A 26,699-nucleotide genomic window follows, 5' to 3' on the forward strand; every position below is an offset into this window, starting at 1 on the left:
GGTGTATCAGCGGCTCGAGGCCTGGTCGAGCCCTACGGTGTCCTTGAGCGCGATGCGTACCAGGGCGCCGCTGCTCAAGCGCAACTGACCGGAGGTGACCACGCGATCACCGGCCTTCACGCCGTCAAGCAGCACGACCCGGCCTTCGGAGCGTTCGCCGGTCTTCACGTAGACCTGGCGTACCGTGTTGGTCAGCTGCGTATCGGCGCCCTCGACCACGTAGACAAAATCACCGTAGGCGCTGTAGCTCACAGCCGTTTCGGGCACGCTGATGACATCTTTTTTGGCTGGCAGATGGATTTCGCCATTGGCGTACATGCCGGGTGACAGCAGATTGTCCGGATTCGCTAGCGTGGCCTGGACCAGCACCGTGCGGGTGCCCGGGTCGATACGTGGTTCGAGGGTGCTGACGTGGCCCTTGAACAAGCGCTGCGGGTACGCGTCTACGCTGACGCTCATCTCCTGGCCCGTTTTGAGCTGTGCCAGGGCACGTTCGGGCAGGGTGATATTGGCGTACAGCGTCTGTGCGTCGGTCAGCGACACCATGGCATCGCCGGCCTGCACGAACTGGCCCAGGTTGACCTTGCGCACACCCAGCACGCCGGTGAAGGGCGCCTTGATGCGTTTTTGATCGATCAGCGCCTTGATCCGCACGATATCGGCCAGCGCCTGGGAGTAGGCGGACTGCACTTGATCCAGTTCCTCTTGCGTCGCCGCCTGCTGAGGCAGCAAACGCTGGGTTCGCAGTAACTGGGCCTTGGCGTTGGCGGCCTGGGCCTGAAGCCTGGCCAGTTCGCCTTGTTCCGGCGCATCGTTGAGCTGCACCAGGGTTTGCCCGGCTTTCACCCGCTCGCCGGGTTGGAATGCAATGGCACGTACCAGGCCGCCGCTTTCGGCGGTGACCATGACTTGGCGGGTGGCTTCCAGTTCACCGATACCCGCCAGCGTGTTAGGCATATCGGCTTGCGTGGCGGTGGCGACGGCCACCTGGATGGCCGGCGCAGCTGTTCCGGCCGACGTTTGGGTAGGTTGGGCAGAGGTGGACTGCCGGTACAGGCCGACGGCGCCGCCAATGGCGAGCACCGCAGCAATCGTGACGCACACTTTAAGTTTTTTATTCATGATTCCGGTACTGACGTAAGGCAAAAAATTAAGAACCCTGAGGGTTCAACGGTGACGAGCGCTCAACCGGGTTGTTGATGCGCATGAGGGAATCGGACCCGCGTAGCCAGAATCGCCAGCACGGCACCGAGCCCCAGAAAGAGGACCAAGGCGGCGAGCACGCTCGGGGTAAGCCCAATCGAGTCCACCAGCAGCCCAAGTGGAATAGGCACAGCGTTGAACAGGTAGATGGTCATATAGAAATACGCCACCAACTTGGCGTGGCAGTTGACGGGAGCCAGCTGATTGATCAGCCGCGCACTGCCGACAAAAATGGCGCCATAGGCGTAGCCGCCGATTACCAGGGCCAGCGCCGCGAGCGTCAGCGAATGGACCGAGAAGGCCGTCAGCAGGAGCAAGAAGGCTGCACACTGGGCGAGCAACCCAGAACGCAATGCACGCGCTGCATCCAGGCGTTTGCAATACAGTTGGCTGGCCCCGGCGATCAACAGGTACACCGCCATGCTGTAGCCAAACATCCCGCGGTCACTCAAGCCCAGTTGCTGTTCGGCTGCGCCAGGGCCAATCACGAAAACGCAGGCCGTGAACGACCAACTGAAAAACACCGACCATGCGCACAAGTGGAAGGGCCGACCAATACCGCGCAGGCCTTCACGTAGCGACGCTTGTACTGTATGAGCGGCGGTTTGGGCCTGGAGGGTGTGACGCGGCCAGAGCGCCAGTATGCCGAGGGCGGCGACAGCGACCAGGGCCATGATCGACCAGAAGGGCAGGCTGGCCGGGTACAGGTTCAGTTGCAGTGCCATGCCACTGAGTACCGGGCCGAAAGCCAACCCCAGGATCATTGCCAAGGTGGCCAGCGTCGCCGCCAACTTGCCGTTGTCGAGTGGGCCGAACCGTACCAGCGTTACGTTCACGGCAGTGGTCATGATTCCCGCACCAAGCCCCGAGATGGCGCGGGCTGCACACAGGGCCCACAACGAATCGCATTCGGCGCACAACCAGGCGCCGATCAGCACCAGTGCAATGGCTGGGAGCAGCAAAAAACGCTGGTCTTTGACATGGCCGGCGATGCGCGCCAGAGTCGTCAAAGCCAGCAAAACACCGGCACCGTAGGCGCCGAATATAAACGTCAGGTCCACAGCGTTGATCTGCAGATGCTCTTGGTAAAACGGGTACAGCGGCGTGGGTGCGCTGCTGTTCATGAGCGCTGCGGTCAGTGACAGCGCGAGAAAAAACATCAAGCCTTTTGAGCCGTGTTTAGTGATATCGACGGACATGAGTCTCCCAGCCCAGTGCTCAGGGCTTTTGCCGAGTGAATGTTTGCAAGCGGGATGTGAATGCGGTTTCGAGGGCTTTGCCCATTGGCAAATGATACGGACCGGGGCGATTGGCACCATGCCCGAAACCCCAGGCTTCATTCGTCATCGTCCAGGGAGCAGTAACAGCGGCGCTTACGGGATGACCGGGCGGGTATGACCCACCGCGCCCGGCTAAAGCGCTTTACCAGTAGCGTGGTTGCGGAAGGATGCGGGTCGGTTGTTTCAGGCCTGTCGCAGTGTTAAAGGCGAACGACGGATAGGCGCTCCAGTTGAACGCTGGGTAGCTCACCACCGGCTTGCTCCATACAGGCGGCGCGACGACATAGGAAGGGCGTGACGCGACCGGGCGATTGATCACCACACCTATACCATTTTGAGCGCCTGTGGAGGCGGCTCCACCCGTCACTATAGTGCCAGGCTTGAGATTGTTAACCGACCCAGCCGTGCCGCCGAAGTGAATCGGACCCTGGATGTCGATGTTGCCGACCAAACTCAACGGGCCGCCATTGCGCAGCACGCCCTGATTGCTCAGATCGCCAGCGATCGACAGCGCCTGTTTGGCGTCCAACACGCCCGTGGAAGCGATCTGTACCTTGCCATCGGCGGTGACCTTCAAGTCGCCGGTCAGGGCCTTGACGTTGCCTTGAACGTTCACGCCTACGCCGGCCGACTTGCCGAGCAGGCGAATCGAGTCTGCGTGCATGCTGCCCAATTGGGCGACATCAATAGCGATGTCGGCTTGGCCGTCGGCGCCGAGGTGCTTGAGCACAGTGGTCGGGGCCGTCGCGTCAACTTCGCCTTTCAAGGCCACGGCGTTGAGCTTTTTGGCTTGCAACTGCGCATTGATCTGCAGGGTGCGTGCGACCAGGTCGACCTCATTGGCACCGGACGCGTCAAGGCCGGAACCTTCCACACGGATCTGGCCGTGATCGGTTTGCAATTGAGCCACCTGGCCGTTGGCGTCCAATGCTGCCGTGCCCGCTACCAACGACACGCGATTGGCGTTGATAAAGCCAGCGCCGCTGGCGGTGATGCCGTTGGGGTTGGCGATGATTACACGAGCGCTCGGCCCCGCAACTTCAATCATGCCATTGAGACTTGAGGCGGTTTTACCGGTGACTTCATTGAGAATGACGCTGGCGGAGGTCCCGTTGAGCAGGCTATTAGCGGCAATGGCGCCGCCCAGGGTGGTTTGGGCGCCTGCGGTGCTGTTGTTGAGGATCAGCCCGGACGCGCCGACATTGAACTCGGTGAAGCGGTTGTGGGATACACCTGCGGCGTTCGCAGCGACGATGTTGACCACGGGCGTGTCGTTGATCTGCGACAACGCGGCGTTTTGGGCTGCGCTTGGATCCAGCGTCAGTGCGGGTTGCGCTTGGGCATTGTGTTGCAACAGCGGCAGGCTGCCCATTAATGCGAGGGCCAGCAGCGTGCGCTTGGATGGGCGCCGAGTTGGTTGGATCATTGGGTTCATACAGACCTCGAGAGTTGAAGGTTAAAGAGGCGTCCCGCAGTAGCGACTGCGGGCGCCGGGTGAGTGCACTGGGTGGCACTCGGATTCCCATCCCTGGGAAAAAGTGTTCCCCTAGAAGCGGCTGCTCAGGGAGAAATCGAGGGTTGGCGTGGTGGTGTTCATCTCGTCGTTGCTCTTGATCGGCATGCCCAGGGCCAGGTCGTAACCAAAGCGGCTGACATTGCCGCGCAAACCGACAGCTGCGCCGATCAATGGCTGTCGACCTTGCTGCTGGCCGCCCACCGGCGACGCCGCACCGGCATCGAGTGCCGCATACGCCTGGCTGCCACTGAAGGCGGTGATGGACAGCTCATTGCGCAGGGTCCAGCCGGTGGGGCCGGCGAGGGTGGTGTTACCGTCAAAGCCGCGCACGCTGTAGCGGCCGCCGATCTGCATGTATTCGGTCGACGGCACCGGCACCGGCGCATATTGGTAGACCAGCGCGTTGCGATAGCCCAAACGCATTGCGCCCAGGTCAAACGGAATCTCAAACGCCGCCTTGGCAGTGAACAGGTGATAGCGACCGTTCCAGTCCTGTTGCTCATAGAGCGCGCCGGGCGTCTTGCTGAGTCCGGGCAGTGAGCCGCGCGCACCAGCCTGCGCCGTTAGTTTGCCAAAGCGCAGGTTGGCGCGGTGGGTCAGGCCAAGTTCATAGCTGGTGATCTGCCGGTGCAATTGCTGCAGTTCGGTGGAGGCAACCCAGGCGCGATCCTCACGATTGACCAGGCGAGCGTTGAGCACACTTTTGCTGCGATTGGAGCGACTCACCACGTAATCAAGCCCGGCATCGACGCGTCGGGTGCGCGAGCTGAACGCAATGCTGCGTCCCCCGAGGTCTTCGAATAAGGCTTGCTTGCTGGTCCACTCGCTGGCGCTGAACGACAGCAGGGCATAGCCTGCGGGCACGTTCCAGGCCAGGCTTTTAGCCGAAGACCCACGGGTGTGGTTATTGAAGTCGGTGTCGGTGCTGTAGGTCAGCAGCAGTTGGTCGTAAAGCCCGGCCGGCGAGTCGATGGCGACAATCCCACCGAGTTGGTGACGGCCCGTGGCGTCGATACCGCTGTTATCGACGGTCAGCAAGCCGAACACCCGACGTGCCTGCGGCGGTTGCTGGATGATCACATCGCTTTCACCCAGGTCGGCGCCCGGAATCAGATTCAGCGCCGTCGCTGCCTGGCCTGGCAGACGGCGCACATTTTCCAACGCCTGGTCCAGGTCACGTACGTTCAGTAGTTCGCCTTTGGCTGCGGGAAAGGCCATGCCTGGCCAGCCAAGCGATTCCGGTTGCTGATCAATCTTGCCCATGCGCCCAGGGATAAGTTGGACGATCAAGTGCCCGCTGCTCAGGTCTTGAGCCGGTATCAACACCTGGGTAGTGATGTATCCGCGCGCCATCAGTTGTGCTGCTAACCAACGGCGATAAACCGTCAACCCTTCGCCACCCACACAGTGCCCCAGGATCGCTGGCGCGCGCTCCAGCCAGTCGAAATCATCTGCACCTTTCCACTCCACAGTGCGGATAACGAAACAGGGTGATTCTTCCGGCAGCTTAAGCGCATTGGCGAAGGGCAGGGGCGTTGCGGTCAGTGCATCCGGCTTTCCAAGTGCCTGGGATTGCAAGCTTTTCAGTTGGAGGTCTTGCTGGCGTTGAGTGCTGGTGACGGTATCGATCGGACTGGCCGCTCGCGCGACCTGAATCGCCGTAAACAGCCATAGTGTCGTTACATACAGGGTGGTCGTGATACAGGCGTGGAAGCCGAGCGTGCCGGGCGTTGATTTCATCCGCCTATGCTAAGAAGGCCGAGCGCAAGAAAAAATAAGATGAAGCTCGGCGACCCAAGGACGTTACTGACGATGGGGAGGTCGCTGTCGTATGGGTGCTGCGATAAATCGTACGACCATCATCGAGCCGCGCCCGGTCGCGGCCCATCTGGCGCCGTGTTTCGCTGGCGTGCACGTACTGAACGGCAATGGCGACGCCACCGGCCTGGAGTGGATTTGCGAAGCAGGTTTGCTGACCACGCCCATTGCCTATACCAACACCCATAGCGTTGGCGTGGTACGTGATGCACTGGTGGCCGCCGAGCGTGAAACGGGCAAGCAGCACACCTACTGGTGCATGCCGGTGGTGCTGGAAACCTACGACGGCATCTTGAGCGATATCTGGGACCAGCACGTCACATGCCAAGCATGTGCATGCAGCATTGGCGGATGCACACAGCGGGCCGGTGCAGGAAGGCTGTATGGGCGGTGGCAACGGCATGATTTGCCATGAGTTCAAAAGTGGAATTGGTACATCGTCTCGCGTGCTGAGCGCCGAAGAGGGCGGCTGGACGGTGGGCGCATTGGTGCAGGCCAACTACGGCGTGCGCAGCGCCTTGCGCGTTACCCGGTTGGCAGCGTATTGCAATACACGCCTTCGCCTTATGACGGGTCGGTTAATGTCGGCGTACCTGGCATGGGTTCTATCGTGATCACCATCGCCACCGATGCACCCTTGCTGCCCCATCAATTTCGGTGGGTTTTTGCCAGTTGAAGGTGAAGTCCAGGCGCACGCCAGCGCAGCGCCCAGGGCGGAGCCAACCCCTGGCGGCAATCGAGCTTGGTCAGTTTATACAGGCGCGGGGAGTGGTGCGGTTGCCATTCAAAGCCAAAGCCTAAAAACACCTGCTCCGGTGCCGGGCACCACTGCGCCAGTTGCTGCGTGTTCAGTTGCTGCATGGCATGACCGGCCAATGAAGCGCGCAGCGTTAGCACTCGCAGCGCCTGACTTAAGCGGCACACGGCCATGAGCAGACCGACCGCATTGAGCGGCCAGGCCAGGGGGCCGGTAAAACGCCCGCCAGATGGGCTCCCAGCAATCACAGCAGTGCGCCGCCCCAGGCCATGGCCGCGTACAGTCCATAGGCGCGACGCCAGGGCATTTCATAGGGACGCAACATGTCATGAGCCCGCTTGCACTGCGGTCATCGGCGTCAGTCCCGCGATAAACCGTGGGTCGAGGATCACACCAGTGGTGGTATGGCCATCGACTTCGCGCGTATGAGTGGGCATTTGGTGCTGCGTCGAGCGAATCAGCATCGACACCTCACTCAGGGCGCGGATAGCGGTGGCGGCCTTTATGCCCTGGCTTTTGAGTACGTGCAATGGCACAAACAGGCCTTCGGCGACGGGGCAGGCCTGAGCAGTGTAGAGGGTGTTGATCACGGCATGCTGCACGGCCGGGTTAAGGCGCAGTGGGGCATGTAGCGTCAACGGTGCTGGGCTTTCAGCCTGTTGTTCGGGGGGGAGTGAATGGTGCTTCGGTTTCCAGCGGCAACACCAGTTGCGGGGCCGAGGTGGCGGGAGAAGTCGTTATTGCCAAACTCAGGTTGAGGGACTTGCTGTTAGCCGCAAGCAGGTCAAGCACGCATGGCGAGTCGAGCAGTATGAGGGCGCTGAAGGTTTTTGTCTGGCTCGGCGGGTTGATGGTCCACAGGGCATTCGCCTCTGGGTGTACCTGCACCCATTCCGCCTTCGGCCTTGCGCGATCACGTGAACCATCTCCGCCGGCAGGGCAATACTAATTTTCTCGGCTGTGCTCATGGCATAATCTCCAGATATTCCTACTGCGACCATAATCCGCCTTCACTTGGCTGTAATGCGCCCAGCCGCGGGTGGCGCAAGTTAAAACCATATATGTCGTTCCACGAGACAGCCGATTGTACTGCTTCGGCCCTAAGCAGGTAGCGGTCAATACTCAAGCCACTTCGCCATTGCCGCATACGCACATTACTGAAAGCGATCCGGTGCAAGCCACCCTGAGCGCATTATGTGTGCCGTGGTATCGGGGGGAACTGTCGGTGTTAACGGGATAGAGCCCACATACAGCATGAGCTGCTGATGTCTGCGGGTCTGCGCGTGTTTTGAGTGGGATTAATCCTGCGCTGATTATGGTTATATCTGATGCACTACTAAGATTCCTGCGATGGTAGCAGTCGCTGATCCGGGTAGACTTTTCGAACTCTTTGAACGATGGTTTTTTATTATCTTTTTACACAGTACAAGGGAATGCAATATTCCGCCGCGCAGCATGTTTGGTGGCGGGGTATCAAGTTTAGATTGTTATCGGCATCTCTTTGAAAGGTAAAGTAATGGGTAGCATAGTAGTTGATCGACGATCATCCGTTGATGCGCATGGCGGTAAGGGTAATGCTCGAGGGGAAGGGTACAGCATCCTGGCTGAAGCCGATAACGGTGTTAACGCGCTGGAGGTCATTCGTAAATTACTGCCTGACCTTGTCGTACTGGATTTAAGTATTCCCAAAATGGACGGTTTGTCGGTCATCTCTAATCTGAAATTGATTGGTATTTCCAGCAAAGTGCTGATTCTGACCTCTGGTGACTCACGTAATGAAATGGTCTTGTGTGAATTTGTAACGTTCGTCTGAGGGCTGCCAAATTTAATAAGGAGTTTCCTCGTGAGAATTCTACAACTGTGTATCGGCCTGGCTTTAATTATGTTCGGCTGGCAAGTCAAGGCGGCTACGAGCTGCACTTACAGTAGCTTGAGTTTGAAGTTGCCCGTCAGCTTCGCTCATGATTCCGGCCAGCCGGGGATGATCTCGTCGAGCTGGCACGAAGCAAGTAGTCCAGCGCTTATGACTTGCGATTTGACGAGCTCCGGGCAGTACTCCGTCACGGCTAGCAGTGCTCTGCCGGTGAGCGGTATGTTTTCCTTTGAAAATACCTTCTATGCGCTACTTAATACTTCAGTCCCGGGTATTTCATTGATTATGGCGGTGGCGGATACCAAAGGGCAGTGGCTGCCTTATCAGGGCATAGAGTTGACTACGTATAAGGGCGATGCCCCTGTATACAGCTCATATGGAATTAAAGTCAGGGTCCGCCTGGTAGCGACAACAAGGCTGGACTCGGGTTCGTATAATGTCTCTGCCGAGACGCTGCTGAGTACCGGCATTACTAAGGATGCAGTGTATACAGGGTCGGCATTTACATCGCTAACTGGAACAGTTGTCACTGCAAAAAGCCCAGCGTGCAAGTTGTATCTATCCGTCACGACGATTGCACTTCCTAAAATAAAACTCGCTGATATTCCTGTGGCTGGCGCGATTGCCGGCACAACGCCGGTGGTGTTTGCTGCCGTGTGCGAGGGTGCTGCCTCTGCTTACAATGTAAAATATGCTCTCCTTGATATGAATGACTGGTCGGCAACCGACAAGTATGTCGCGCTCCGTCCTGCATCGGGTGGCGGCAATATCGGTTCAGTTGCTCTACAGATTGCCGAGGGTTCGACGGTTATGAATATGGGTACTTTTTATTCCCTGGGGCTGATTCAATCCCAGGGTGGCTTTTTTTCAAAGACCCTGGACGTAAGCTATGTACGCCGCTCCATGGTAGCCCTTAACCCTGGAAAGTTTGTAGGCGCAGTATCGATTCTTCTATCTTATGATTGATGTTGAGTAGATGTGCAATCTGAGCGTTGTGCTCGAATCTTTTGATTTTTCGTGCGTGGCATTTCTGTCAGTTTCAGTCATGTGTATGGGGTTGTTGAGTTGTAAATGGTGGTGCACCAGATAAGTCGTCGTGGTTGTAGGATATATCTTATTGTGGGTTGTTTGTGTGCGGCGCATTATATGGGCAGACAGTAAGTCTGTCTGTTTCCTCTCTCTTTCAGTCGTGCCGCCTGATCAGGGGTGGGTACGTTTGATAAATACTAGTCGTGGATCTGGTTATGAACTTTAAAGTTGCTTTAATTGCTGTTGGTCTGAGTAGTGTGTTGGCGGGTATGGCTCAAGCTGCTACGGTGCCTGACAGCACCGTTTCGAAAAAAATAACCCTGACAGCGCAAATCAACGATGCGATGTTTGTGTCCAAGTCAGATGGTTCTACCTGGTACGGCACTGAGGACTTGGAACCTCTCGATTACACCCAGAAAGCCTTCACCAAGGTACTGCCTGTTCGTGTCTGGACCAAAGGCAGCGAGTTCAATGTGTCGCTGGCACAGCCTTTGAAGTTGTCCAATGGTACTTATGAAATGACCGGGGCAAAAGTCACTATCGCTCACTCCGGTGGGGACAGTGCGGTGACATTTGGGGCGCCTCTGAAAGTTACCCAGACGATCACGGGTAATGGTGGCTATGACGAAATTCATAACTTGAAAATCGATGTCAATGCGCCGGTTAAAACAGCAACCGGGCCGAGCACCAACGGCAGCTACAGCGGTGATCTGGTCATGCTGTTCGAGCCTGTTGCTGCTGTCGGGCCGTAATCGGACTGTTGTCAGTAACTGGTGTCAGAGCCCCGTGAGGGGCTCTTCTTGGTCATTAACGGATACTCAGGATGTGCCCGCATAAGATTCCTTTTCCGGTTTGCATGCTCGCGGCCTGCCTTGTTGCAGTTGTTTCATCCCGGACGCTCGCTCAAGTGAAGATCTCCTACGGAACCCCTGAGGGTTTCAGTGCGGTTGAAATGGATAACACGGCGCGTTATGTCGCTACTTATAACGGGAAGACTTTGCCGGGTTTTATCAGTTATTCGTTGGTGCAGAACGGTCTTGTGTTTGATGCGACCCTGTACCGCAAAAATGATGTTGCGCTTGCAGACAGGCAGTCTATTGAAAAGGTGTTATCGCGTATTGATTATAAACAATGCAAAGGTGGCTGTGATTTGCGTGTAGCCGATCACTATGTCACCCTCGATAAAGCCCGCCGCACACTCAGTATTCGCAACACCCGGGATGATTATCTGGCACCTAATACTTCGTGGGGGCTTATCAATAATCAGTCTGTGGATATACGCGGCTCTTCGGACAGTTATCGTGCCATGAATATCAACGGCAATACCTGGTTCGGGCTGCCCGGTCGCAGTTTTGCTTATATGAACTGGTATGCCAACCAGAGCCGAAGTATGGGGCAGAGCAGCAAGGATCAAGGGATCTCATCCTATTACCTGCAAAAGAACTTTGCTGACACCTATGTGCGCGCCGGCAAGCAAAACAGCATCGACTTTGGTTCCGGCTCGGTGAGCACGGTGTTATCCCCCAGTTTTGACCAGTTTATAACCCTGGGCAGTCAGGGCTATTTGCGTGCGAACCGTGATGCGGGGTCGCTGGTGCTGTTTTCCACGGCTGAAGGTAACTATGAGTTTTACCGTAACGGTCGACTGATTTTGAAGCGACCGGCGATGTTGGGCCGTAATGAAATCAGCTTTATGGATCTTCCGGGTGGTTATTACCCCATCGAGATTCGTTTGGTGGACCGTAACGGCAACCTGGTGAACCAGGAAACCCGCGACGTCAATAACCTCAACTTTACCGGTGAAGCGGCCAACTCCTGGCGCGTGACTGCGGGCCAGGATATGGACGAAGGCGGTCAGCTATTTGAAGCGGCCATGGGCCGCAACTTGAGCAACCTCTATTTGAATGCGGCAATGGTCAGCAGCGACAACTCCAGCTGGGCTTCTGAAGTGAATATGTCCCGGCCTTCCACATTAGGCACCTTGCATTTGTCACCGACGGTGGGGGTGTTGAGCGGCGAGGACGGTACCGGGGGCTACTTCAACCTGAATATGGATGATCCGCGATTGGGTAATCTTATGCTCAGCCGCTACGAAAATACGTCTGTGTCGCGTTTTTATTATGGAACACCCAGTACCAGCCTTTCCTATAGCAAGAACGTGGGCGGGGTGATGCTTTCCTATAACTATCGAAACTTCAGCCGCAGTGAATCGCAACAGGTTGAAGTGCGCTGGAACTATCGGCCCAACGGCCTGTGGTCGGCGGTATCGGCCGGTGTGCAAAAAGGTGGCTCGATGCCGGGCAGCAGTGATTACACGCTCTACGTGAATATGAGCTGGACCCTGGACAAGTCGCAAGCGAGCCTGCGTGCTGCACAGTATGGCGGCCAGACCCAGCTGAGCGGTGATTACCGCAAAGACTTCCAGGACAGTTATGGCACTTCATCCAGTGGTGTAACGGTCAACCGTATTGATGGGCAAAACAGCCTCAATGTTTATGGCAGCCGCTCCGGAACACGTGGCGATGCCTCGCTGAACGTAGGGCATAGCGATTTTGCCGATAACGCCGACTTCAACTACCGCGGCATGCTCGCGGCCAATGCCGACGGTATTGCCATGGGGCGTTACAGCAATGGTGGCAGCGCCATGTTGCTGGAGACTCCCGCGATTGAGGGTAGCCCCTACGGTTTCAGCGTTGAAGGCCAGCCAGTAGCCGGTGGCAGTACTTACGCCGTGCCGCTTGAGGCATACGGGGATGTGCCATTTGCACGCGTTATCAGCGAAAGCGAAAACATGGACATGAATATTGAAGTGCCGGCCAACATCATCCGGGCCCACCCTGGGCAGGTCTACAGCGCCAGTGCCAAGGTGGATATCAACATGATTTACAGCGGTCTGCTGGTGGACGCCCATGGCGCGCCTGTGGGCGGGAAAATCATCGAAACTGGCGATGTTGCCTACCCTAATGGCCTGTTTTCGATCGCCAGCAAGGCAGTACTTGCCCGTATCTCGGTGCAGGATGCAGGCCGCCAATACATCTGCGACCTGACTCGCACCGTCAAACCCAGCCAATACCAGTGCCAGTAAGTGCATGCCCGATCAGGAACCCGCTATGAGATTACCTACGTTGTTATTGAGCTTGATATTTCTTGGCTCAAGCCTTGCCCGGGCCGAAGGCGAATTGATGGTCATGCCGGCCAGTCTCAAGGTGTACAACAATCACGAGCATATGGTTAACGTGAGAAATGTCGGTGATGAGTCGATGTACTTGTCCATCACTCTGCAGAAAGTGATAAACCCAGGCATCGAACCGGAAGAGAAGCTGGCAATGAGCCAGATCGATCATCCGACCCTGCTGGCCAGCCCCGACAAGCTGACCCTGGGGCCGGGGCAGAGTCGCTCCATCAGCCTCAAATCACTTGTCGAGCCGTCCGTCGAAGCCTTGTACCGCCTGTATATCGTGCCTGTGAGAGCCATGCAGGTGGAAAATGCCCCGAAGGACAAGATTACGGCTCCGATGTCGGTATCGGTGGGGTACGGTGTACTGATCCGCCATATGCCGCCGCCTGAGCTGCAGCGTACAGGCTGGACGCATCATTGCGCTGGCGGGGGCGTTAGCCTGGAGAACACCGGTAATGTTCGCATGGTGCTGTCGGACGTTGCTGTAGGTAGTCATTTGCCGATAAGGAGCAAAGTTGCCCTGTTTCCAGGGACGCCCCAGTTGTTTGCAGGAAAACATGTAAGTTTATCAATTAATGATGTTCAGCAGACGCTGGATTGTAATTAATGAACATTCAGTGTGGGGTGTTTGAAAGGATTAAAAAGATAGCTGGCGTATTCAGCGGGTGTGTCCTGAAACAACTGTGCGGACTGTTTTTGGTCGGTTTATCACTTGCCGCTGGCGAGGCGTCGGCCTATGTAATGCGCTATAGTGATTTAAGTAATGGTTACAGTAATTGTAGTTTAAAAGATAACGGTAATGGTACCTCTACGGCGCGAGTGGACTTTGACTATAAAGCAGCAGCTGGGCATCATCCGACGGCTAATTTTCAATCCAGAGGCGTGATTGTTTATACCTATGGGGCCGCTGGCCAGCTTAATGAAAGTTCTAGTGTTGGCATCAACTCGGTAACCCTTGGGGGGTTTGAAAAAGAAACTATTTTTGGTGGATATCGGTACGCTATGTTCTCTAATCGTTATAATAGTCAATGGATTAATCGATCTCCATTTAGGGCTGCTGTGGTCGTGCAGTTTAATAATTCAATTATTGCTAAATGGCCTGCGATTGGTATTCGTGCGGGTATTTTTACATCGGGCGATGATTATGGTGATAGCGCCGGTCTTGCCTATATAAGCCCCGCCACCCAAAACGGCATTTGCACGTTGCTTGTAAATCCGGAGCAGCCACCGCCGCCGATGGATGTCACCTTGACCATGAACGCGCCAGACTGGGATATTGGCGAACTGTCAAGGGGGGAGGAGACACTGAAAACCTTAAGCGCTGCTAATGATCAGCTTTGCTTTACTTATGAAGGCTCCAAGTTTGTTACTTTTCAGAAGTACATCATCAATGCAACCAATTTGAATGGTCTGTCAAGCAATGGTCGTTATCTGCTCAAGAGTCTGGAAGACAGTTCGAAAACAGTGCCGTATAGCCTGACGCTACAAAATGCCAACGCCACGATGTTGTTGCCCAACGCCAAGAACACGGGCTTCAACCTCAATGAGAATGGGCGGACATGCTTTACGCCCACGTTCACGGCGCTTGCGGAAAAGAAATCTCCAGGCGGGGCTTACAGTGATGTACTGACCTTTACCGTTGTGGCCAAACCCTAGGCCGAGGTGCCCGATGAATTATCCGCTGTTTATGGTTATGGGCTGGTTGTTGCTGTGGTCGTGCCCCGGTATGGCCAGCGGGGTATTGAAATTGTCAAGCATCGAGTTGCGATTGGCTCCCGATGAGCGCCAGGGCGAACTGTATGCGCAAAACACCGGGGACAGCACCTTGTTTCTGGATGTGCAGCAAGCGCTTGTGCTCAATCCCGGAGACAGGCCTGAGCGGTTGCTGCCGATTGGCGAGGTGATGCACCCCGCCTTGCTGGTGACTCCTGCGCGGCTGGTGCTGGCACCCGGGCAAAAATACCGGATGAACTTGCAGCAGCTGACGCCGCCGCGCAGCAACCAGGTCTGGCGCGTGACCTTTCGGCCCAGAGAGCATTTGATCGTGCAGGCCAGCGATGCAGATAGCCTGCCGGCTCCGCTGTCGGTCAGTGTCGGCTACGGCATGGTGATTTATCAGAAGGCCGCCAATGCGAGCGTTTTTACCGAAAAGGAGTAGCACATGAACAAGGTAGCATTTGCTTGCCTCCTTACTGCCGTAGCGACTCTACCGGCGCTGGCGATGGCGGATCTGATTCTCGAAGGCAAAGTCAGCAGCAATGTCAGCGCCTACGTGAAGCCCAATAACAATTTGTTCGTGACTGACGACAAGGGCAGCTGGTTCGATCAGGGCCTGGAAATGTCGCAGTTGGGTGGTTGGGACATGCCTTATGAGGTGCAGGCACGGCTGAGGGTTGTTTCCAGCACCGGAGTATTTCAGGTGCGCCTGGATGAGCCGCTGCAGATTCGTAATGCAGGTAATGTTACCCAGGTGTTTCAGCGTCCGAAAGTGGATTTCATGGCCGAAGGTGAAGCGCCCAAAACCCTGATGGTGGGCCAGGGGACGGAGTTTAAAAACCCTCCCCGGACTGTGCCGGGTGAGGACACTTCTGGCTATTACGGACTGACCGTTGCAGCCTATCCGCCGGAGGGGGATTTCAAGCAAACCGCGGGGGCGTACAGCGGTGTGCTGTCGCTGACCTTTGAACCGGTGATTACCGATCCTTGATTGCGCCCACGTGTTGCACGGCTACCTGCCGCTCGTTGGCATACCCCAGAACTGCTACAGGAAACCTATGAAACCTTTTGCCTGCCTGGTGTTTTGCGCGGTGTGCGGTGTTGCGCCGATATCATCCGCATTTGCGCTGATCAATATTCAGCCGATGGTGTCTGAGGTGAGGGACAAAGCCGTCACGGTTGAAATCTCCAACACTGGCGACCGTGCGGAGTATGTGTCCATTGCCTTGTCGCGGGTGCTCAACCCCGGCGTGGAGTTGGCAGATGAAAGCCTGGAGTCCATCGGCAAAACCCTTCAGCCAAAGCTCTACGTCGCGCCTTTCAAGTTGCAGCTTGCTCCGGGCCAGAGCAAGACCATTACCTTGAAGCCCCTGGTGAAGATAGAACAGGAGCAGGTGTATCGATTGGACATAAAGCCGGTTGTGAGTCTGCTGGACCCCAAGCTCAAGACCATTGCTGGCAATGTGGTGGTCAACCTTGCCTTCAGCGCACTGGTACGCCATATACCGGTTCAGGAAACATCCACGCTGACGATCAAATGCGAAGCCGGGGGTGGCCGTTTTTTTGCTACCGGTAACACCCGAGCCCATGTAGAAGGAGTAACCGTTAACGGTGAACCTATTGATCCATTCAATGTGTACCCCGGTGTCCCGCTGTTGCTGAAGGGAGCCCGGATCAGTGTTCCGGATCAGCCGGAGTGTATTGCCGCTGGCCCGGCGCGCTGAAGGCTGGACGATGGCGAAGCTTTTCTGGCGGGCTGATTATTAACGGGCCGCAGCGTTCCTCCTAAGCTGGCTCTACTGATTTGAGCCAGCAATAGTAGGAAGCGAGCATGAAAAAGCTGCAAAACAAAGTTGCACTGGTTACCGGTGCGTCAAAGGGCATTGGGGCGGCGATTGCCAGGCAATTATGCCCGTAGCCGCGAGGATGCCGACCGGGTGGTCTCGGACATTGTGTAAAACGGGGGCGTGGCCTTTGCGCTGCAGGCGGATGTCTGCAATAGCGTCGACGTCAAGATGCTGTTCAAGATCATTGCTCTGGAGCATGGCGCTCTCGATATTCTGGTCAACAACGCCGGTGTCTACTCGACTGACGCACTGGCTGACATCACCAAGCATGAGTTTTACCGCCAGTTCAACCTCAATGTCCTGGGAGGGATCCAATGCACCCAGGCGGCGGTCGAGGTGTTTAACCCAGCGGGTGGCAGCATCATCAATATCAGCTCCAGCGTCACCTCTTTCACGCCTGTCAACTCTACGGTCTATACCGCTTCCAAGGGCGCAGTGGACGCTATCACCCGCACCCTTGCCAATGAGCTGGGGCCGAAAAAAATCCGCATCAACTCAGTCAACCCAGGGCTGGTGGTGACCGAAGGTGTACACGCCAGCAGTTTTTTTGAAGACGCATTTCGCCAGAAAATCGAAGCGATTACGCCATTGGGCCGTATCGGCCAGCCTGAGGATATGGCGCCAGCGGTCGCTTTCCTGGCGTCTGCAGACGCTGGCTGGATTACCGGCGAAATACTAGTGATCGGCGGTGGCCTTCATTAACCACAGGTGGCGTGCTCGCGGACATAATGGCGGGGGAATTGCGCCATGAAACGTTTGAAGGCCATGCTGAATGCGCTCTCTGACTCGTAGCACAATGAAAACGCGATGGTTGAAACCGTATCCGCAGGATGCTTTAGGCGATCACTTGCCAGCAACATACGCCAGTGCGTCAGGTATTCCAATGGTGCTGCACCGATCACCTGTTTGAAGTGCAAGGCAAACGCCGAGCGTGACATGGCAGCCAGCCAGGCCAGCAAACCAGCCGCTGGCGCTGTTGTCTAGGGTAGCCAGATGGGGGCACAGAACTTCCACCAGCAAGGTGTTCATTGAACTGTGATCGGCCAGGGCGTTGATGCTGCAGTTCCGCTGTAAATCGCTGCCGAGCCCAGCGCAGGATCGACGCCTGCGGCTCATCGCCCCGCACATGGACGAGCGAGGGCAGTGTGCCGAGCAATAACTGCGCGGGAATGCCGGTGAGGTCAAAACGGCCACCGACCAGTTGTGTGTCGTCGCCGCCATAACGCAGAACCAGTTCGTCCGCCGCCAGCATTTCAAAGTAAGCGTCTGAATCCATGACCGGCTGGGACATATCACTGTAGAGCGTGAATGGCATGCCTAGGGTCATCAGAAAACAATCGCCTTGATGCTGTTGTCTTAGCTGTGGCTCTCCACTCACTTGCAACCAGCAACTGCCCTTGATGACGGCGGTGAACTTGATGCCTTCGAGCTTCGGAAAGTTGAACGCCCAGTCGCCTCTTAACGTAAGCGCGGCCGAATGGTAATTACCAATTCTCAACAATGACAGGATATCGGACAGAGGATCCATGTGTCGAAACTCCGGGCAGCTATTGTCACGGCGGGCTTTCAGCAGGTTTGAGGTTTGATTTTTAGGCATTTTTTAGCATTGCGTTGAGTCGCGCTTGCGCTGCATCCAGCGCATCAATACCCGCGAGCAGTTCGTCTTCGCGCCTGGCGACGCAAAGTTCTCGAATTGCCAGCGCATGCTTCCGTTGTTCGAGTTCACGCAGGCGCTCATCGAGTTTGACGAATTTCTCCAGCAACATTTCCTTGTGGCGGGTCATGTTTGCAGTCAGTGACTTGAGGTTGGACTCGATTCTTTGGGCGGCAGTGGCTTTATTTGGCGGTGTTTCATGCCCAGGCACATAGTGAGTTTGCGTGTTCAGGCCAGGTGGTGTGAATCGCCCCGGCTTCATTTGCCATCGTCCAAAGCGGGGCCGACCTAACTCATCGGGGGTAACAACTGTGGGTTATCGTCAACGGCTGGCAGTCTACCTAGACTTGGGCCAATTCTTCACGGGCTTATCGAGAGTAAAAACATGCGCTTACGAGACCTGGGCATCACCATTGGCACGGGCACACCCGGGGCGTTCAACGCCATCACCGACGTGCCTGGCGTACGCGTCGGCCATCACACCCTCACTGCCGAAAGCTTGGAGGGTTCAACGCATACTGGCGTGACCATCATCGAGCCGCGCCCGGTCGCGGCCCATCTGGCGCCGTGTTTTGCCGGCGTTCACGTACTGAACGGCAATGGCGATGCCACCGGCCTTGAGTGGATTCGCGAAGCCGGTTTACTGACCACGCCCATTGCCTACACCAACACCCATAGCGTTGGTGTGGTGCGTGATGCACTGGTGGCCGCCGAGCGCGAGATGGGTAAGCAACACACCTATTGGTGCATGCCGGTGGTCCTGGAAACCTACGATGGCATTTTGAGCGATATCTGGGACCAGCACGTCACCGCCGAGCATGTGCACGCCGCATTGGCGGATGCACGCAGCGGCCCGGTGCAGGAAGGCTGTGTGGGCGGCGGCAACGGCATGATTTGCCATGAATTCAAAGGTGGGATTGGTACGTCGTCTCGCGTGCTGAGCGCCGAAGAGGGCGGCTGGACCGTAGGTGCATTGGTGCAGGCCAACTACGGCGTACGCAGCGCCTTGCGCGTGGCGGGTTACCCGGTGGGCAGCGTATTGAAGGACACGCCTTCGCCTTATGACGGGCCGGTGAATGTCGGCGTGCCAGGCATGGGTTCCATCGTGATCACCATCGCCACCGATGCGCCTTTGCTGCCCCATCAATGCACCCGCCTGGCACAGCGTGCGAGTATCGGCTTGGCGCGGGTCGGTGGCGGCACAGAGGACGACAGCGGCGACATCTTCATTGCGTTCTCGGTGGGCAATACCGGCTTGCCGGTTGCCAACCTCGGGCAACCCGGCCCGCCGACCACGGCCTTGCAGATGGTAAACAACGACTACATCTCCGCGTTATTTGTGGCCGCGGCAGACGCCGTCGAAGAGGCAATCCTCAACGCTCTGTTGGCCGCCAACGATCTTAAGGGCCGCGGCCGGCAAGCGCTGGCGCTCAAGCCGGAACAACTGCTGGCAGCGATGGCGAAGGTGGGCTGGACGGCCACGGTTCACTCCTGAGCCTGAAGGAACAACAGGAACAGCTCGGACTGGGATTTGATCCCCAGCTTGTTGTACATATGCTTGCGGTGAACCTTGACCGTTTCGGCAGAGATCGCCAGCTTGCGGGCGATCTCTTTGTTTGAGCAGCCGCTGAGCATCAGTTGGCCCACTTCCATTTCACGGGCAGACAATGAAGCGCTGATCTGTCGCGTGGTTGCGTGGAGGCGCTCCTGCCAGTCAGGAGCCTGCTCCGGTGCGTCCTTCAAACTCTGTTCGAACGAGCACCGTTGGCGCATCAAGCCCGCGACCCATGGCTGTACCAGGCCCAGCAACGCGATCTGCTGCTGGCTGAAGCGGCTACTACTGCCTAGCGACAAGCTCAAAGTGCGGCTAGTATCCAGTTGCACATTGATATGAATCTCGTCGGCGACGACATTCAATCGAAAGTAGCGCTGGTAATACTCTGTCTGCTCAAAGCACTCTGGGGCGACGTCGCCTAACTGGAACAGGCCGCTTTGTGGTAACTCGCGGTTGGCCAGGTAGAACGGGTCTAGCAGGTACAGGCCTCTGAGGTAATCCTGGAAGAGTGAGTCGGACTCGTTACCCTCTGCGGCAGACTCAGCAAGTACCTGCGGCCTGCCCGTGCTGAATATCAGCACCACCCAGTTATCCACCGGTACGTAGCGCCCCAGCAAACGCGTCAACGAACGCCAGAAGTCAGGACGGTCCAGGGCTTCGATCAGCTTGCCGACCGCGTCATGCCAAGCTACATCCTGCAGCGTCAGGTTCATTTCACTGCCCATCGATGCTCCCTTTGACATTATTGCTTGCCCTTGGTCGTGCGCCACTGGCTCGTGTCACGCGTGCACATCCCGTGTAATACAGGTCAGTCTACAGACCGTATTCGCCGTTGTATCAAACGTTATGTGAGTAACGGTTAATTTTGTAGGATCTATCTGATGCCTTGTTAGGATTTTTCCAGGGCTAGGCATGGATTCTTGCGGTTGTTGCTGAGGGTGTACTGGGTAAACTTAGCCGACTCTTTTATAGGGTCGATTACAAGTATTAACCTCCTGTACAACCTAAAGGAAATTGATTGTGGCTATCCAAAAAAGGCATATTCTGGCAGCGGCTATCACCGCATTGATTACAACTTCCGCTTTGGCGGCAGACGGGACTATCAATTTTACCGGTGAAATTACTGCCGCTTCCTGCAAAGCCTCTTCCGGCGCCGGTACCAGTGTGGGTGGAGGCGCTGGTGCGCAGGTAATTGAAGTGCCGATGGGCAAGGTCAGTATTGACTCCCTGAGCACCAAAAATCCTGGGATTGTTTCGGGCACGGCGATTAATATCAATCTGGACTGTGGTAATACCGCTGCTGGGTTGACCACTGTTAAGGTAATGTTCGACCCTAACTCGGGTTCCGGTGTGGATGGGTCGAATAATAACTTGCTCAAAACCACCGGTGCTGCGAAGGGCGTGGGTATTGGTATCTTCGATAGCAGTAATAACTTGATCAACCTGGCAGGTAACGGCTCTTTTGATGCGCCGTTAGTCAAGGCTGGTACTGATCCAGCTTTCACGTATACCGCAAACTTGAACATGCGCGCCTCCTATGTGGCCAATGGTGTTACGCCCATCGTGCCTGGCCAAGCCAATGGCACATTGCCATTTACTCTGACTTACCAATAAGTCTTTCATTAGAGAAGCATATTCATGCTTCTCTACTTTACCGCAGGTAATTAAATGAAGAACGTGTACTCCAGGTACTGTCTGGCGGGGATTATTTTGCTCTTCAGTGGTATCGCACAGGCCGGTATTACATTGGGCGGCACGCGAGTTATTTACCCGCAAAAGCTCAAGGAAGCGTCGATCATGGTCAAGAATGACGCCGACAGGGACATCATGATTCAGTCTTGGTTGGAGCCGGACTCTAAAAAAACTGATCAGGATGTACCGTTTGCGTTAACCCCTTCGCTGAGTCGCCTGGGCGGCAATAAGCAACAAAGCCTGCGCATTTTTTATGCGGGGAAAGGTTTGCCCTCAGACAAAGAGTCGGTGTTCTGGCTCAGCGTGCAGGAGATTCCCCAAAAGTCCGAGACCGATAACACTTTGCAGATTGCAGTGCGCCAACGGATCAAGCTGTTTTATCGGCCGACGGGTTTGTCCGGTACGCCTGAAGGGGCTGTCAAGTTGTTGAAGTGGCAGTTGGTGAGTGAAGGCGGAAAACGCTGGCTGTTGGTCTCCAATAACTCTGTTTATTACGCATCCTTTGGCGCTGTGTTCCTTGAGTATAAGGGCGCTCGTCACCCGGTCAACGTAGAGATGGTAGCGCCCGGTGCGACCGGTAAGTTTCTGGTGGAAGGCGCAGGTGCAATACCTGCTAATGCTCAAATTGTCGTTGAGTTTAATGCCATTAATGATTATGGCGTCCCGGTTAAGAATCTCGCCAATATTTCAAGCTGACGGGCTTTTTAAAAGAAGGCAGGCAGCTCTGCATCTGAAGTAAGTCAAGCAGTAACGATTGAGTAATGAGGCAAGATTCTTATGTGGGCATTTTGTTTTGGGAGTTATTCTGGTACCCGTCCGTTTGGTCGTTTTGGCGCCTCTAGTCTAGTGCTGGCAAGTGCTTCCCTGCCACTTGCGGCCCATGCTGTGGAATTCAATGATGCTTTTTTGAACAAGCATGGCACCACGGCCGAATTGAAGTACTTTGAGCAAGGAAGCACGATCGCCCCTGGTAAGTACAATGTCGATATTTACCTCAATCAATTTTTGATACTGCGTGAGTCCATCAAGTTTGTCGTGCAGGACGGATCGGAGGTCAAGCCGATCATACACCTGGGCCTACTCAAGGCGATTGGGGTGAACACTGCACGGCTTGAACAAGAGGGTGTCATCACTGCGGGCAGTGCCGACGATACCGTGATTGATCTGTCGGCGCTGGTGCCAGGTGCCGATATCGAATTCGATGTAACCGCGCTGGCGTTGCAGATCAGCATGCCTCAAGCTTACATAAAGCGACAGTCCAGTGGTTATGTCGATCCGTCTTTATGGGATAACGGCATCACCGCCCTGTACACCAATTATCAGACTAACTTCAGCCGCAATATCAGCCGTGGTTACAGTAGCGACTACCGCTATATAGGTCTGCGTAACGGCTTCAACCTCGGTGCCTGGCGCTTTCGCAATGAGTCGTCGATCTCCGGGGGCACCGGTATGCGCGACACATTCAACAGCAACCGTACCTATGCCGAGCGTGACGTCGTCAGCCTAAAGAGCAAACTGGCGGGGGGCGAGTTGTACACCCAGGGCGATATCTTCGACAGTGTGCGTTTTCGCGGCGCTCAATTGACGTCGGAGCTCGGCATGCTGACCGATGATGAAGTCGGTTTCGCACCAGTGGTGCGCGGTATCGCTGAAACCAATGCAACGGTGGAGATCAGCCAGAACAACTACGTGATCTATTCGGCCAGCGTTCCTGCGGGTGCTTTCGAGATCAGCGACATTTACCCCAGCGGCTCCAACGGTGACTTGAGCATCAAGATCATCGAGGCCGATGGGCGCGAGCGTCAATACTCCCAGGCCTACTCCTACTTGCCGGTAATGACACGTCGAGGCAGTACCCGCTACAGCCTGGCCGCCGGCCAATACCAGACTGAAGGGCAGGCGGCGCCCAAGTTTACCCAAGGCACGCTGGTGTATGGCGTGACCGACAACTTCACCGGCTACGGCGGGTTACTCGCTTCCCAGGCCTACAACGCGTTGAACCTGGGCATCGGGGTTAACTCGCCGTGGGGCGGTGTATCGTTTGACGTCACCAACAGCAACTCCAAGGATGCGTCCGGGCGCAAGAACGTGGGCCAGAGTGCGCGTTTTTTGTATTCCAAGACGCTAAGCAGCACCGATACCACCTTCACCATGGTCGGCTATCGCTATTCCACCGAGTCTTTCCGCACGTTCAGCCAACATGTGGATGAACAGGATCGCTTCGCCACCCCTTATTACGGCCGACAAAAAAGCCGTTTTGACATGAACGTCAACCAGTCCCTGGAAGGGCGTGGGTCGCTGTTTCTGAGTTTGGGCGAAACCAGTTACTGGAACGGCCAGGGCAGCACGCGGCGTTGGCAGTTCGGCTACAACGGCAGCTATGCCGACACCAGCTACAGCTTTGCCGTGTCCCGTACAGAGGGGCAGGGTGGCAGTCAACGAATCGATAATCAGGTGTCTGCGTCCTTCAGTATTCCGTTCGGTGACAATCGTCGCGCGCAACGGCTTTACACCAGCGCTACTTCATCGTCCCAAGGTGAGACGTCGATTCAAACGGGCCTGTCAGGCAACATCGACGAACAGAACACCTTGAGTTATTCGGTACAGGGCAGCAAAAGCAAAACCAGCGGTGCCTCCGGCAGCGTCGGTATGAATTGGGACACGCCTAATGCGAAAGTCAGTGGCAACTATGGGCAGGGTCGGGATAACAAGCATTTTGACGTCGGGGCGAGTGGGTCGGTGGTGGTACACCGCGACGGGGTGACGTTGGGGCAACCGGTCGGTGAAACCTTCGCATTGGTTGAAGTGCCCGATACCAAGGGCGTCGGCGTCGAAAGTGGGACTGCTGTGCGTACCGATAAAAAAGGCTATGCGGTCGTGCCCTATGCGCAACCCTATCGTTACAACTGGATCAACTTGGATACCAATACCTTTGGTAGTGATGTCGAAGTCGCAGAAAGTTCGCAGCGGGTGGTGCCGACGCGTGGCGCTGTGGTGAAGCGTCGGTTTGAGGTTGAGTCGGGGCGCAGGTTGCAGTTTTCGTTGAAGTTGAACGATGGTGAAAAAGTTCCATTTGGTGCTCAAGTTTATGGTGAGAGCGGAAGTATGCTTGGCGTGGTTGATAATGTATCAAGATTGCTGGTTTTTGGAGTCAAGGATAAAGGCGTGTTCGATGTTGTGTGGGGCGGTGGGAAATGTAGTTTTAGTTATGATGTGCCGCCTGCAAAAAAAGAGCTCATGTATGAGAGCTTTGATGCTGTCTGTGTGAGGGGGTGACGTATGATCGTATTTTTTAAAAGCGTGTGTCTGTTCATTCTTTTTTCTGTAAGTGGTCTTGTTTGGGCGTCTAGTAACTGTCAACTTGCTTATGTGGATTCAGGAGCGAGTGTGACTTTAAAGGTGCAGCAAGCCAAGGGGCAGACTGGGGTACAGATGATTTCAGATGTGTGGCATGAAAGATCTATACCTAATTTTATGAATTGCTCATATACTACTCTAAACGTGCCTCTTTATATCGTTTTCTTTTTTTTTAAGTCTAGAGTTGGTGTGTATGATTTTAATGGGAGGCAGTATGATTTGCAGTCTACAAGCAATCCCAATATTGGTGTGATTTACGAGCATGCTTTTTTAGATGGAGATTACATTCCCATATTCGATCCTGGTTATGGGAAAATTGATTTTTTAGGTGTTGGTGGGTTTTTGAAAAAAGGTTACAAATATCGATTTCGTTATGTTTCTCTTGCTCGATTGCCGGTTGGTCAGCTAGTAGTGCCTAGTCAAGCTTTATTTTTTTATAATCGAGTATTTGAGGGGTCGACTCAAGCGGGAGCATCTAATGGAGGCTCGCCTTCAGTTAGTCTTTCCGTGAATAATACGTCCTGCACGCTAAGCGCGCCGTCCGAGGTGAGTCTAAAAAAGACTAACTTGTCGTTGCTCTCGTTAGTCGGTGATACGACCGGAAGAGTAAATTTTTCGCTTGGCGTAACGTGCGCGGCATCCTATGCGCCATACAAAATTCTTTATTCATTGGAGGATGTGAACGCCCCGGGCAATACGACTTCAAATCTAACGCTGAATTCGGCAGTCAACTCGGCCTCAGGTGTGTCGCTGCAAGTGCTTGATGGCGAGACGCCTGTGGTCTTTGGATCTCAAACTTCGGCTTCTACACTCAAAGGAAAGTTGGGGGATATGGGGGTTCAGGGCGGAACTATCAGTAAACCCTTTGGTGTTCACTATATTCGTACCGGGAAAATGACACCAGGAACAGTAAACGCTGGAGTCACCGTAACGCTCTCTTATGAATAATTTTTATCTGCAGTTCGCATTGGCGAGAATAACCGAGCAGGCCTCAGGCGTGTGGTTGCAGATCATGGTGGGGGGTAATGGCCGTGACGATCGGAGGCTGCTTCCCCGCGCACGTTAGGCGCTATGCCTAAAGGCGCTGGGTCGATCAGTAAGCCCCTAAGCGTGCGCTACATTTGCACGGCCGTGAACGCACACTCAGGGCGCGGTGAGCGCGGGTGTAACGATGATATTGTCTTATGAGCGGTCTGCTTTGATCTGAGTGTTATTTGATCTCACTACCCCCACGGGGGTACCCCTTCGACGTGATGTTCCGCTTCGTTAGCGCCGCCCATACTCTTTCAGAACTTGCTGAACTGCGCGGAAGGATCACTGATGAAGATTGAATTGATGCAGTTAGCCGGCCGCGACGGCGATACGGCGTACAACCTTGCACGTGCTTTGGCGGCCATCACCAACTGCAACGCGGACACCGACCTGCTGGTATTCCCGGAAACCCATTTGATGGGCTTCGTCAGTGATGAACAACTGGCCAACGTCGCCGAGCCCCTGGACGGCCCGACACTGCGAGCCGTGCAACAGGCGGTGCGCGAGCGCGATGTGTCGGTTGTTATCGGCCTGGTCGAATGTGATGCCAGCGCCTACTACAACACTTCGGTCTTGATCACCCCCGACGGCATCGCCCTGCGCTATCGCAAAACCCATCTGTGGCCCTCCGAGCGCGCCGACATCACGCCAGGCGATCGCTTTGTCACCACGCTGTGGAACGGCGTGCGTGTCGGCCTGCTGATCTGTTACGACATCGAGCTGCCGGAAACGGCGCGGGCACTGGCGCAGTTGGGGGCTGAGTTAATCATCGTTACCAACGGCAACATGGACCCCTACGGTCCGGTGCACCGCACCGCGATCATGGCCAGGGCCCAGGAAAACCAGCTGTTCAGCGTGATGGTCAATCGCGCAGGGCAGGGCGACGACGGCCTGGTGTTTGCGGGCCGCAGTGCGGTGGTCGACCCGTTTGGTCGCGTGCTGTACGAAGCCGGGCGCGAAGAAACCCGCCATGTGATCAGTCTGGACCTTGCTCAAATCAAGGCGGCTCGCAGGGATTATCACTACCTCAATGATCGTCGGCTGCTGCTGCAAGGCGAGACTGTCGAGCATCCCAATGGCCGCCGTGAACTGCTTATTCGCTGACTGCGTTTGTACCCTCCATAACAATAATCAGCTGGTGCGCAGGTGCCGGCCCAGGAGTTCGTGATGATCGCTATTCGATGCATGCAAT

General features: G+C 55.7%; 27 protein-coding genes and 1 pseudogene. 18 read left to right on the forward strand and 10 right to left on the reverse strand.

The annotated features are described in order from the left end of the window. Positions 1–6: 6 nt before the first annotated feature. The 4 genes from E4P01_RS20555 to E4P01_RS20570 all read right to left on the reverse strand — a co-directional run bounded on the left by E4P01_RS20555 (position 7) and on the right by E4P01_RS20570 (position 5,739). Positions 7–1,122 carry an efflux RND transporter periplasmic adaptor subunit gene (locus E4P01_RS20555; protein ID WP_216091371.1) on the reverse strand — a complete coding sequence of 372 codons (1,116 nt, stop codon included), beginning with the start codon at positions 1,120–1,122 and terminating at the stop codon, positions 7–9. A gap of 62 nt (positions 1,123–1,184) precedes the next feature. After that, positions 1,185–2,402, reverse strand: a complete 1,218-nt coding sequence (locus E4P01_RS20560) for an MFS transporter (RefSeq protein ID WP_216091372.1) — start codon at positions 2,400–2,402, stop codon at positions 1,185–1,187. Positions 2,403–2,625: 223 nt separating this feature from the next. Beyond that, a complete protein-coding gene (locus tag E4P01_RS20565) occupies positions 2,626–3,918 on the reverse strand; it encodes a filamentous hemagglutinin N-terminal domain-containing protein (protein WP_216091373.1) in 1,293 nt (430 codons plus the stop codon). Positions 3,919–4,029: 111 nt separating this feature from the next. Next, positions 4,030–5,739, reverse strand: coding sequence for a ShlB/FhaC/HecB family hemolysin secretion/activation protein (locus tag E4P01_RS20570; protein WP_216091374.1), 1,710 nt, complete (start codon positions 5,737–5,739; stop codon positions 4,030–4,032). A gap of 91 nt (positions 5,740–5,830) precedes the next feature. Here E4P01_RS20570 and E4P01_RS28305 point away from each other — a divergent pair, with 91 nt between their 5' ends. Beyond that, positions 5,831–6,232, forward strand: a complete 402-nt coding sequence (locus tag E4P01_RS28305; RefSeq protein WP_253201685.1) for a P1 family peptidase — start codon at positions 5,831–5,833, stop codon at positions 6,230–6,232. Then, positions 6,186–6,431 carry a P1 family peptidase gene (locus tag E4P01_RS28310; protein ID WP_253201687.1) on the forward strand — a complete coding sequence of 82 codons (246 nt, stop codon included), beginning with the start codon at positions 6,186–6,188 and terminating at the stop codon, positions 6,429–6,431. The genes E4P01_RS28305 and E4P01_RS28310 overlap by 47 nt, the downstream gene beginning before the upstream one ends. A 34-nt stretch (positions 6,432–6,465) precedes the next feature. On the opposite strand, the gene E4P01_RS20580 is transcribed toward E4P01_RS28310, so the two are convergent. Further along, positions 6,466–6,714 carry a hypothetical protein gene (locus tag E4P01_RS20580; RefSeq protein WP_248130122.1) on the reverse strand — a complete coding sequence of 83 codons (249 nt, stop codon included), beginning with the start codon at positions 6,712–6,714 and terminating at the stop codon, positions 6,466–6,468. 186 nt (positions 6,715–6,900) lie between these two features. Beyond that, positions 6,901–7,212: a hypothetical protein gene (locus E4P01_RS20585; RefSeq protein ID WP_170037290.1), complete on the reverse strand. Its 312-nt coding sequence runs from the start codon at positions 7,210–7,212 to the stop codon at positions 6,901–6,903. Between the two features lie 878 nt (positions 7,213–8,090). Between E4P01_RS20585 and E4P01_RS20590 the strand changes: the two genes are divergently transcribed. From E4P01_RS20590 to E4P01_RS20635, 10 genes and pseudogenes are all read left to right on the forward strand, one after another. Next, positions 8,091–8,387: a response regulator gene (locus E4P01_RS20590; RefSeq protein ID WP_170037293.1), complete on the forward strand. Its 297-nt coding sequence runs from the start codon at positions 8,091–8,093 to the stop codon at positions 8,385–8,387. A gap of 30 nt (positions 8,388–8,417) precedes the next feature. Further along, entirely contained in the window at positions 8,418–9,413 is a 996-nt protein-coding gene (locus E4P01_RS20595) for a fimbrial protein (RefSeq protein WP_170037296.1), read from the forward strand. 278 nt (positions 9,414–9,691) lie between these two features. Beyond that, a complete protein-coding gene (locus E4P01_RS20600) occupies positions 9,692–10,228 on the forward strand; it encodes a CS1 type fimbrial major subunit (protein ID WP_170037299.1) in 537 nt (178 codons plus the stop codon). A gap of 71 nt (positions 10,229–10,299) precedes the next feature. Continuing rightward, positions 10,300–12,561, forward strand: a complete 2,262-nt coding sequence (locus E4P01_RS20605; RefSeq protein ID WP_216091376.1) for a TcfC E-set like domain-containing protein — start codon at positions 10,300–10,302, stop codon at positions 12,559–12,561. 25 nt (positions 12,562–12,586) lie between these two features. After that, positions 12,587–13,261 (forward strand): pilus assembly protein, encoded by a 675-nt coding sequence (locus tag E4P01_RS20610; protein WP_170037302.1) that lies wholly within the window; start codon positions 12,587–12,589, stop codon positions 13,259–13,261. Further along, a complete protein-coding gene (locus tag E4P01_RS20615) occupies positions 13,261–14,310 on the forward strand; it encodes a hypothetical protein (protein ID WP_170037305.1) in 1,050 nt (349 codons plus the stop codon). The genes E4P01_RS20610 and E4P01_RS20615 overlap by 1 nt, the downstream gene beginning before the upstream one ends. A gap of 13 nt (positions 14,311–14,323) precedes the next feature. After that, the gene (locus tag E4P01_RS20620) at positions 14,324–14,812 is read left to right on the forward strand and encodes a hypothetical protein (RefSeq protein WP_170037308.1); all 489 of its coding nucleotides are present in this window, start codon (positions 14,324–14,326) and stop codon (positions 14,810–14,812) included. Between the two features lie 3 nt (positions 14,813–14,815). Continuing rightward, positions 14,816–15,361 (forward strand): hypothetical protein, encoded by a 546-nt coding sequence (locus E4P01_RS20625; RefSeq protein ID WP_170037311.1) that lies wholly within the window; start codon positions 14,816–14,818, stop codon positions 15,359–15,361. 67 nt (positions 15,362–15,428) lie between these two features. Then, positions 15,429–16,094 (forward strand): hypothetical protein, encoded by a 666-nt coding sequence (locus tag E4P01_RS20630; RefSeq protein ID WP_170037746.1) that lies wholly within the window; start codon positions 15,429–15,431, stop codon positions 16,092–16,094. A 107-nt stretch (positions 16,095–16,201) separates the two neighbouring features. Beyond that, a pseudogene (locus E4P01_RS20635) lies at positions 16,202–16,919 on the forward strand (SDR family oxidoreductase). Here the strand turns inward: E4P01_RS20635 and E4P01_RS28315 are convergent. The 3 genes from E4P01_RS28315 to E4P01_RS20645 form a co-directional block, all read right to left on the reverse strand. Beyond that, positions 16,916–17,155, reverse strand: a complete 240-nt coding sequence (locus E4P01_RS28315; RefSeq protein WP_346274579.1) for a helix-turn-helix domain-containing protein — start codon at positions 17,153–17,155, stop codon at positions 16,916–16,918. The pseudogene E4P01_RS20635 and the gene E4P01_RS28315 overlap by 4 nt on opposite strands. After that, positions 17,116–17,745: a cupin domain-containing protein gene (locus E4P01_RS20640; RefSeq protein WP_346274580.1), complete on the reverse strand. Its 630-nt coding sequence runs from the start codon at positions 17,743–17,745 to the stop codon at positions 17,116–17,118. Before E4P01_RS20640 ends, E4P01_RS28315 begins: the two co-directional genes overlap by 40 nt. Before the next feature lie 61 nt (positions 17,746–17,806). Further along, positions 17,807–18,133, reverse strand: a complete 327-nt coding sequence (locus E4P01_RS20645; protein ID WP_170037314.1) for a hypothetical protein — start codon at positions 18,131–18,133, stop codon at positions 17,807–17,809. 123 nt (positions 18,134–18,256) lie between these two features. On the opposite strand from E4P01_RS20645, the gene E4P01_RS20650 reads away from it, so the two are divergent. After that, on the forward strand, positions 18,257–19,366 hold the full coding sequence (locus E4P01_RS20650; RefSeq protein ID WP_170037317.1) for a P1 family peptidase: 1,110 nt from the start codon (positions 18,257–18,259) through the stop codon (positions 19,364–19,366). On the opposite strand, the gene E4P01_RS20655 is transcribed toward E4P01_RS20650, so the two are convergent. Continuing rightward, entirely contained in the window at positions 19,357–20,139 is a 783-nt protein-coding gene (locus E4P01_RS20655; protein ID WP_170037748.1) for a helix-turn-helix transcriptional regulator, read from the reverse strand. The genes E4P01_RS20650 and E4P01_RS20655 overlap by 10 nt on opposite strands. Positions 20,140–20,446: 307 nt before the next feature. Between E4P01_RS20655 and E4P01_RS20660 the strand changes: the two genes are divergently transcribed. The 5 genes from E4P01_RS20660 (at position 20,447) to E4P01_RS20680 (ending at position 26,611) form a co-directional block, all read left to right on the forward strand. Continuing rightward, positions 20,447–21,040 (forward strand): fimbrial protein, encoded by a 594-nt coding sequence (locus E4P01_RS20660; protein ID WP_170037320.1) that lies wholly within the window; start codon positions 20,447–20,449, stop codon positions 21,038–21,040. Between the two features lie 54 nt (positions 21,041–21,094). Next, positions 21,095–21,814: a molecular chaperone gene (locus E4P01_RS20665; protein ID WP_170037323.1), complete on the forward strand. Its 720-nt coding sequence runs from the start codon at positions 21,095–21,097 to the stop codon at positions 21,812–21,814. Between the two features lie 189 nt (positions 21,815–22,003). Next, a complete protein-coding gene (locus E4P01_RS20670; RefSeq protein WP_225932988.1) occupies positions 22,004–24,394 on the forward strand; it encodes a fimbria/pilus outer membrane usher protein in 2,391 nt (796 codons plus the stop codon). Between the two features lie 3 nt (positions 24,395–24,397). After that, positions 24,398–25,423: a fimbrial protein gene (locus E4P01_RS20675; RefSeq protein WP_170037329.1), complete on the forward strand. Its 1,026-nt coding sequence runs from the start codon at positions 24,398–24,400 to the stop codon at positions 25,421–25,423. A gap of 372 nt (positions 25,424–25,795) precedes the next feature. Continuing rightward, complete coding sequence (locus E4P01_RS20680) at positions 25,796–26,611, forward strand: carbon-nitrogen hydrolase family protein (protein ID WP_216091377.1); 816 nt, start codon at positions 25,796–25,798, stop codon at positions 26,609–26,611. Positions 26,612–26,699: the final 88 nt, after the last annotated feature.

It is taken from the genome of Pseudomonas sp. NCIMB 10586 (assembly GCF_023127895.1).
In the GTDB taxonomy this organism is placed as follows: domain Bacteria; phylum Pseudomonadota; class Gammaproteobacteria; order Pseudomonadales; family Pseudomonadaceae; genus Aquipseudomonas; species Aquipseudomonas synxantha_A.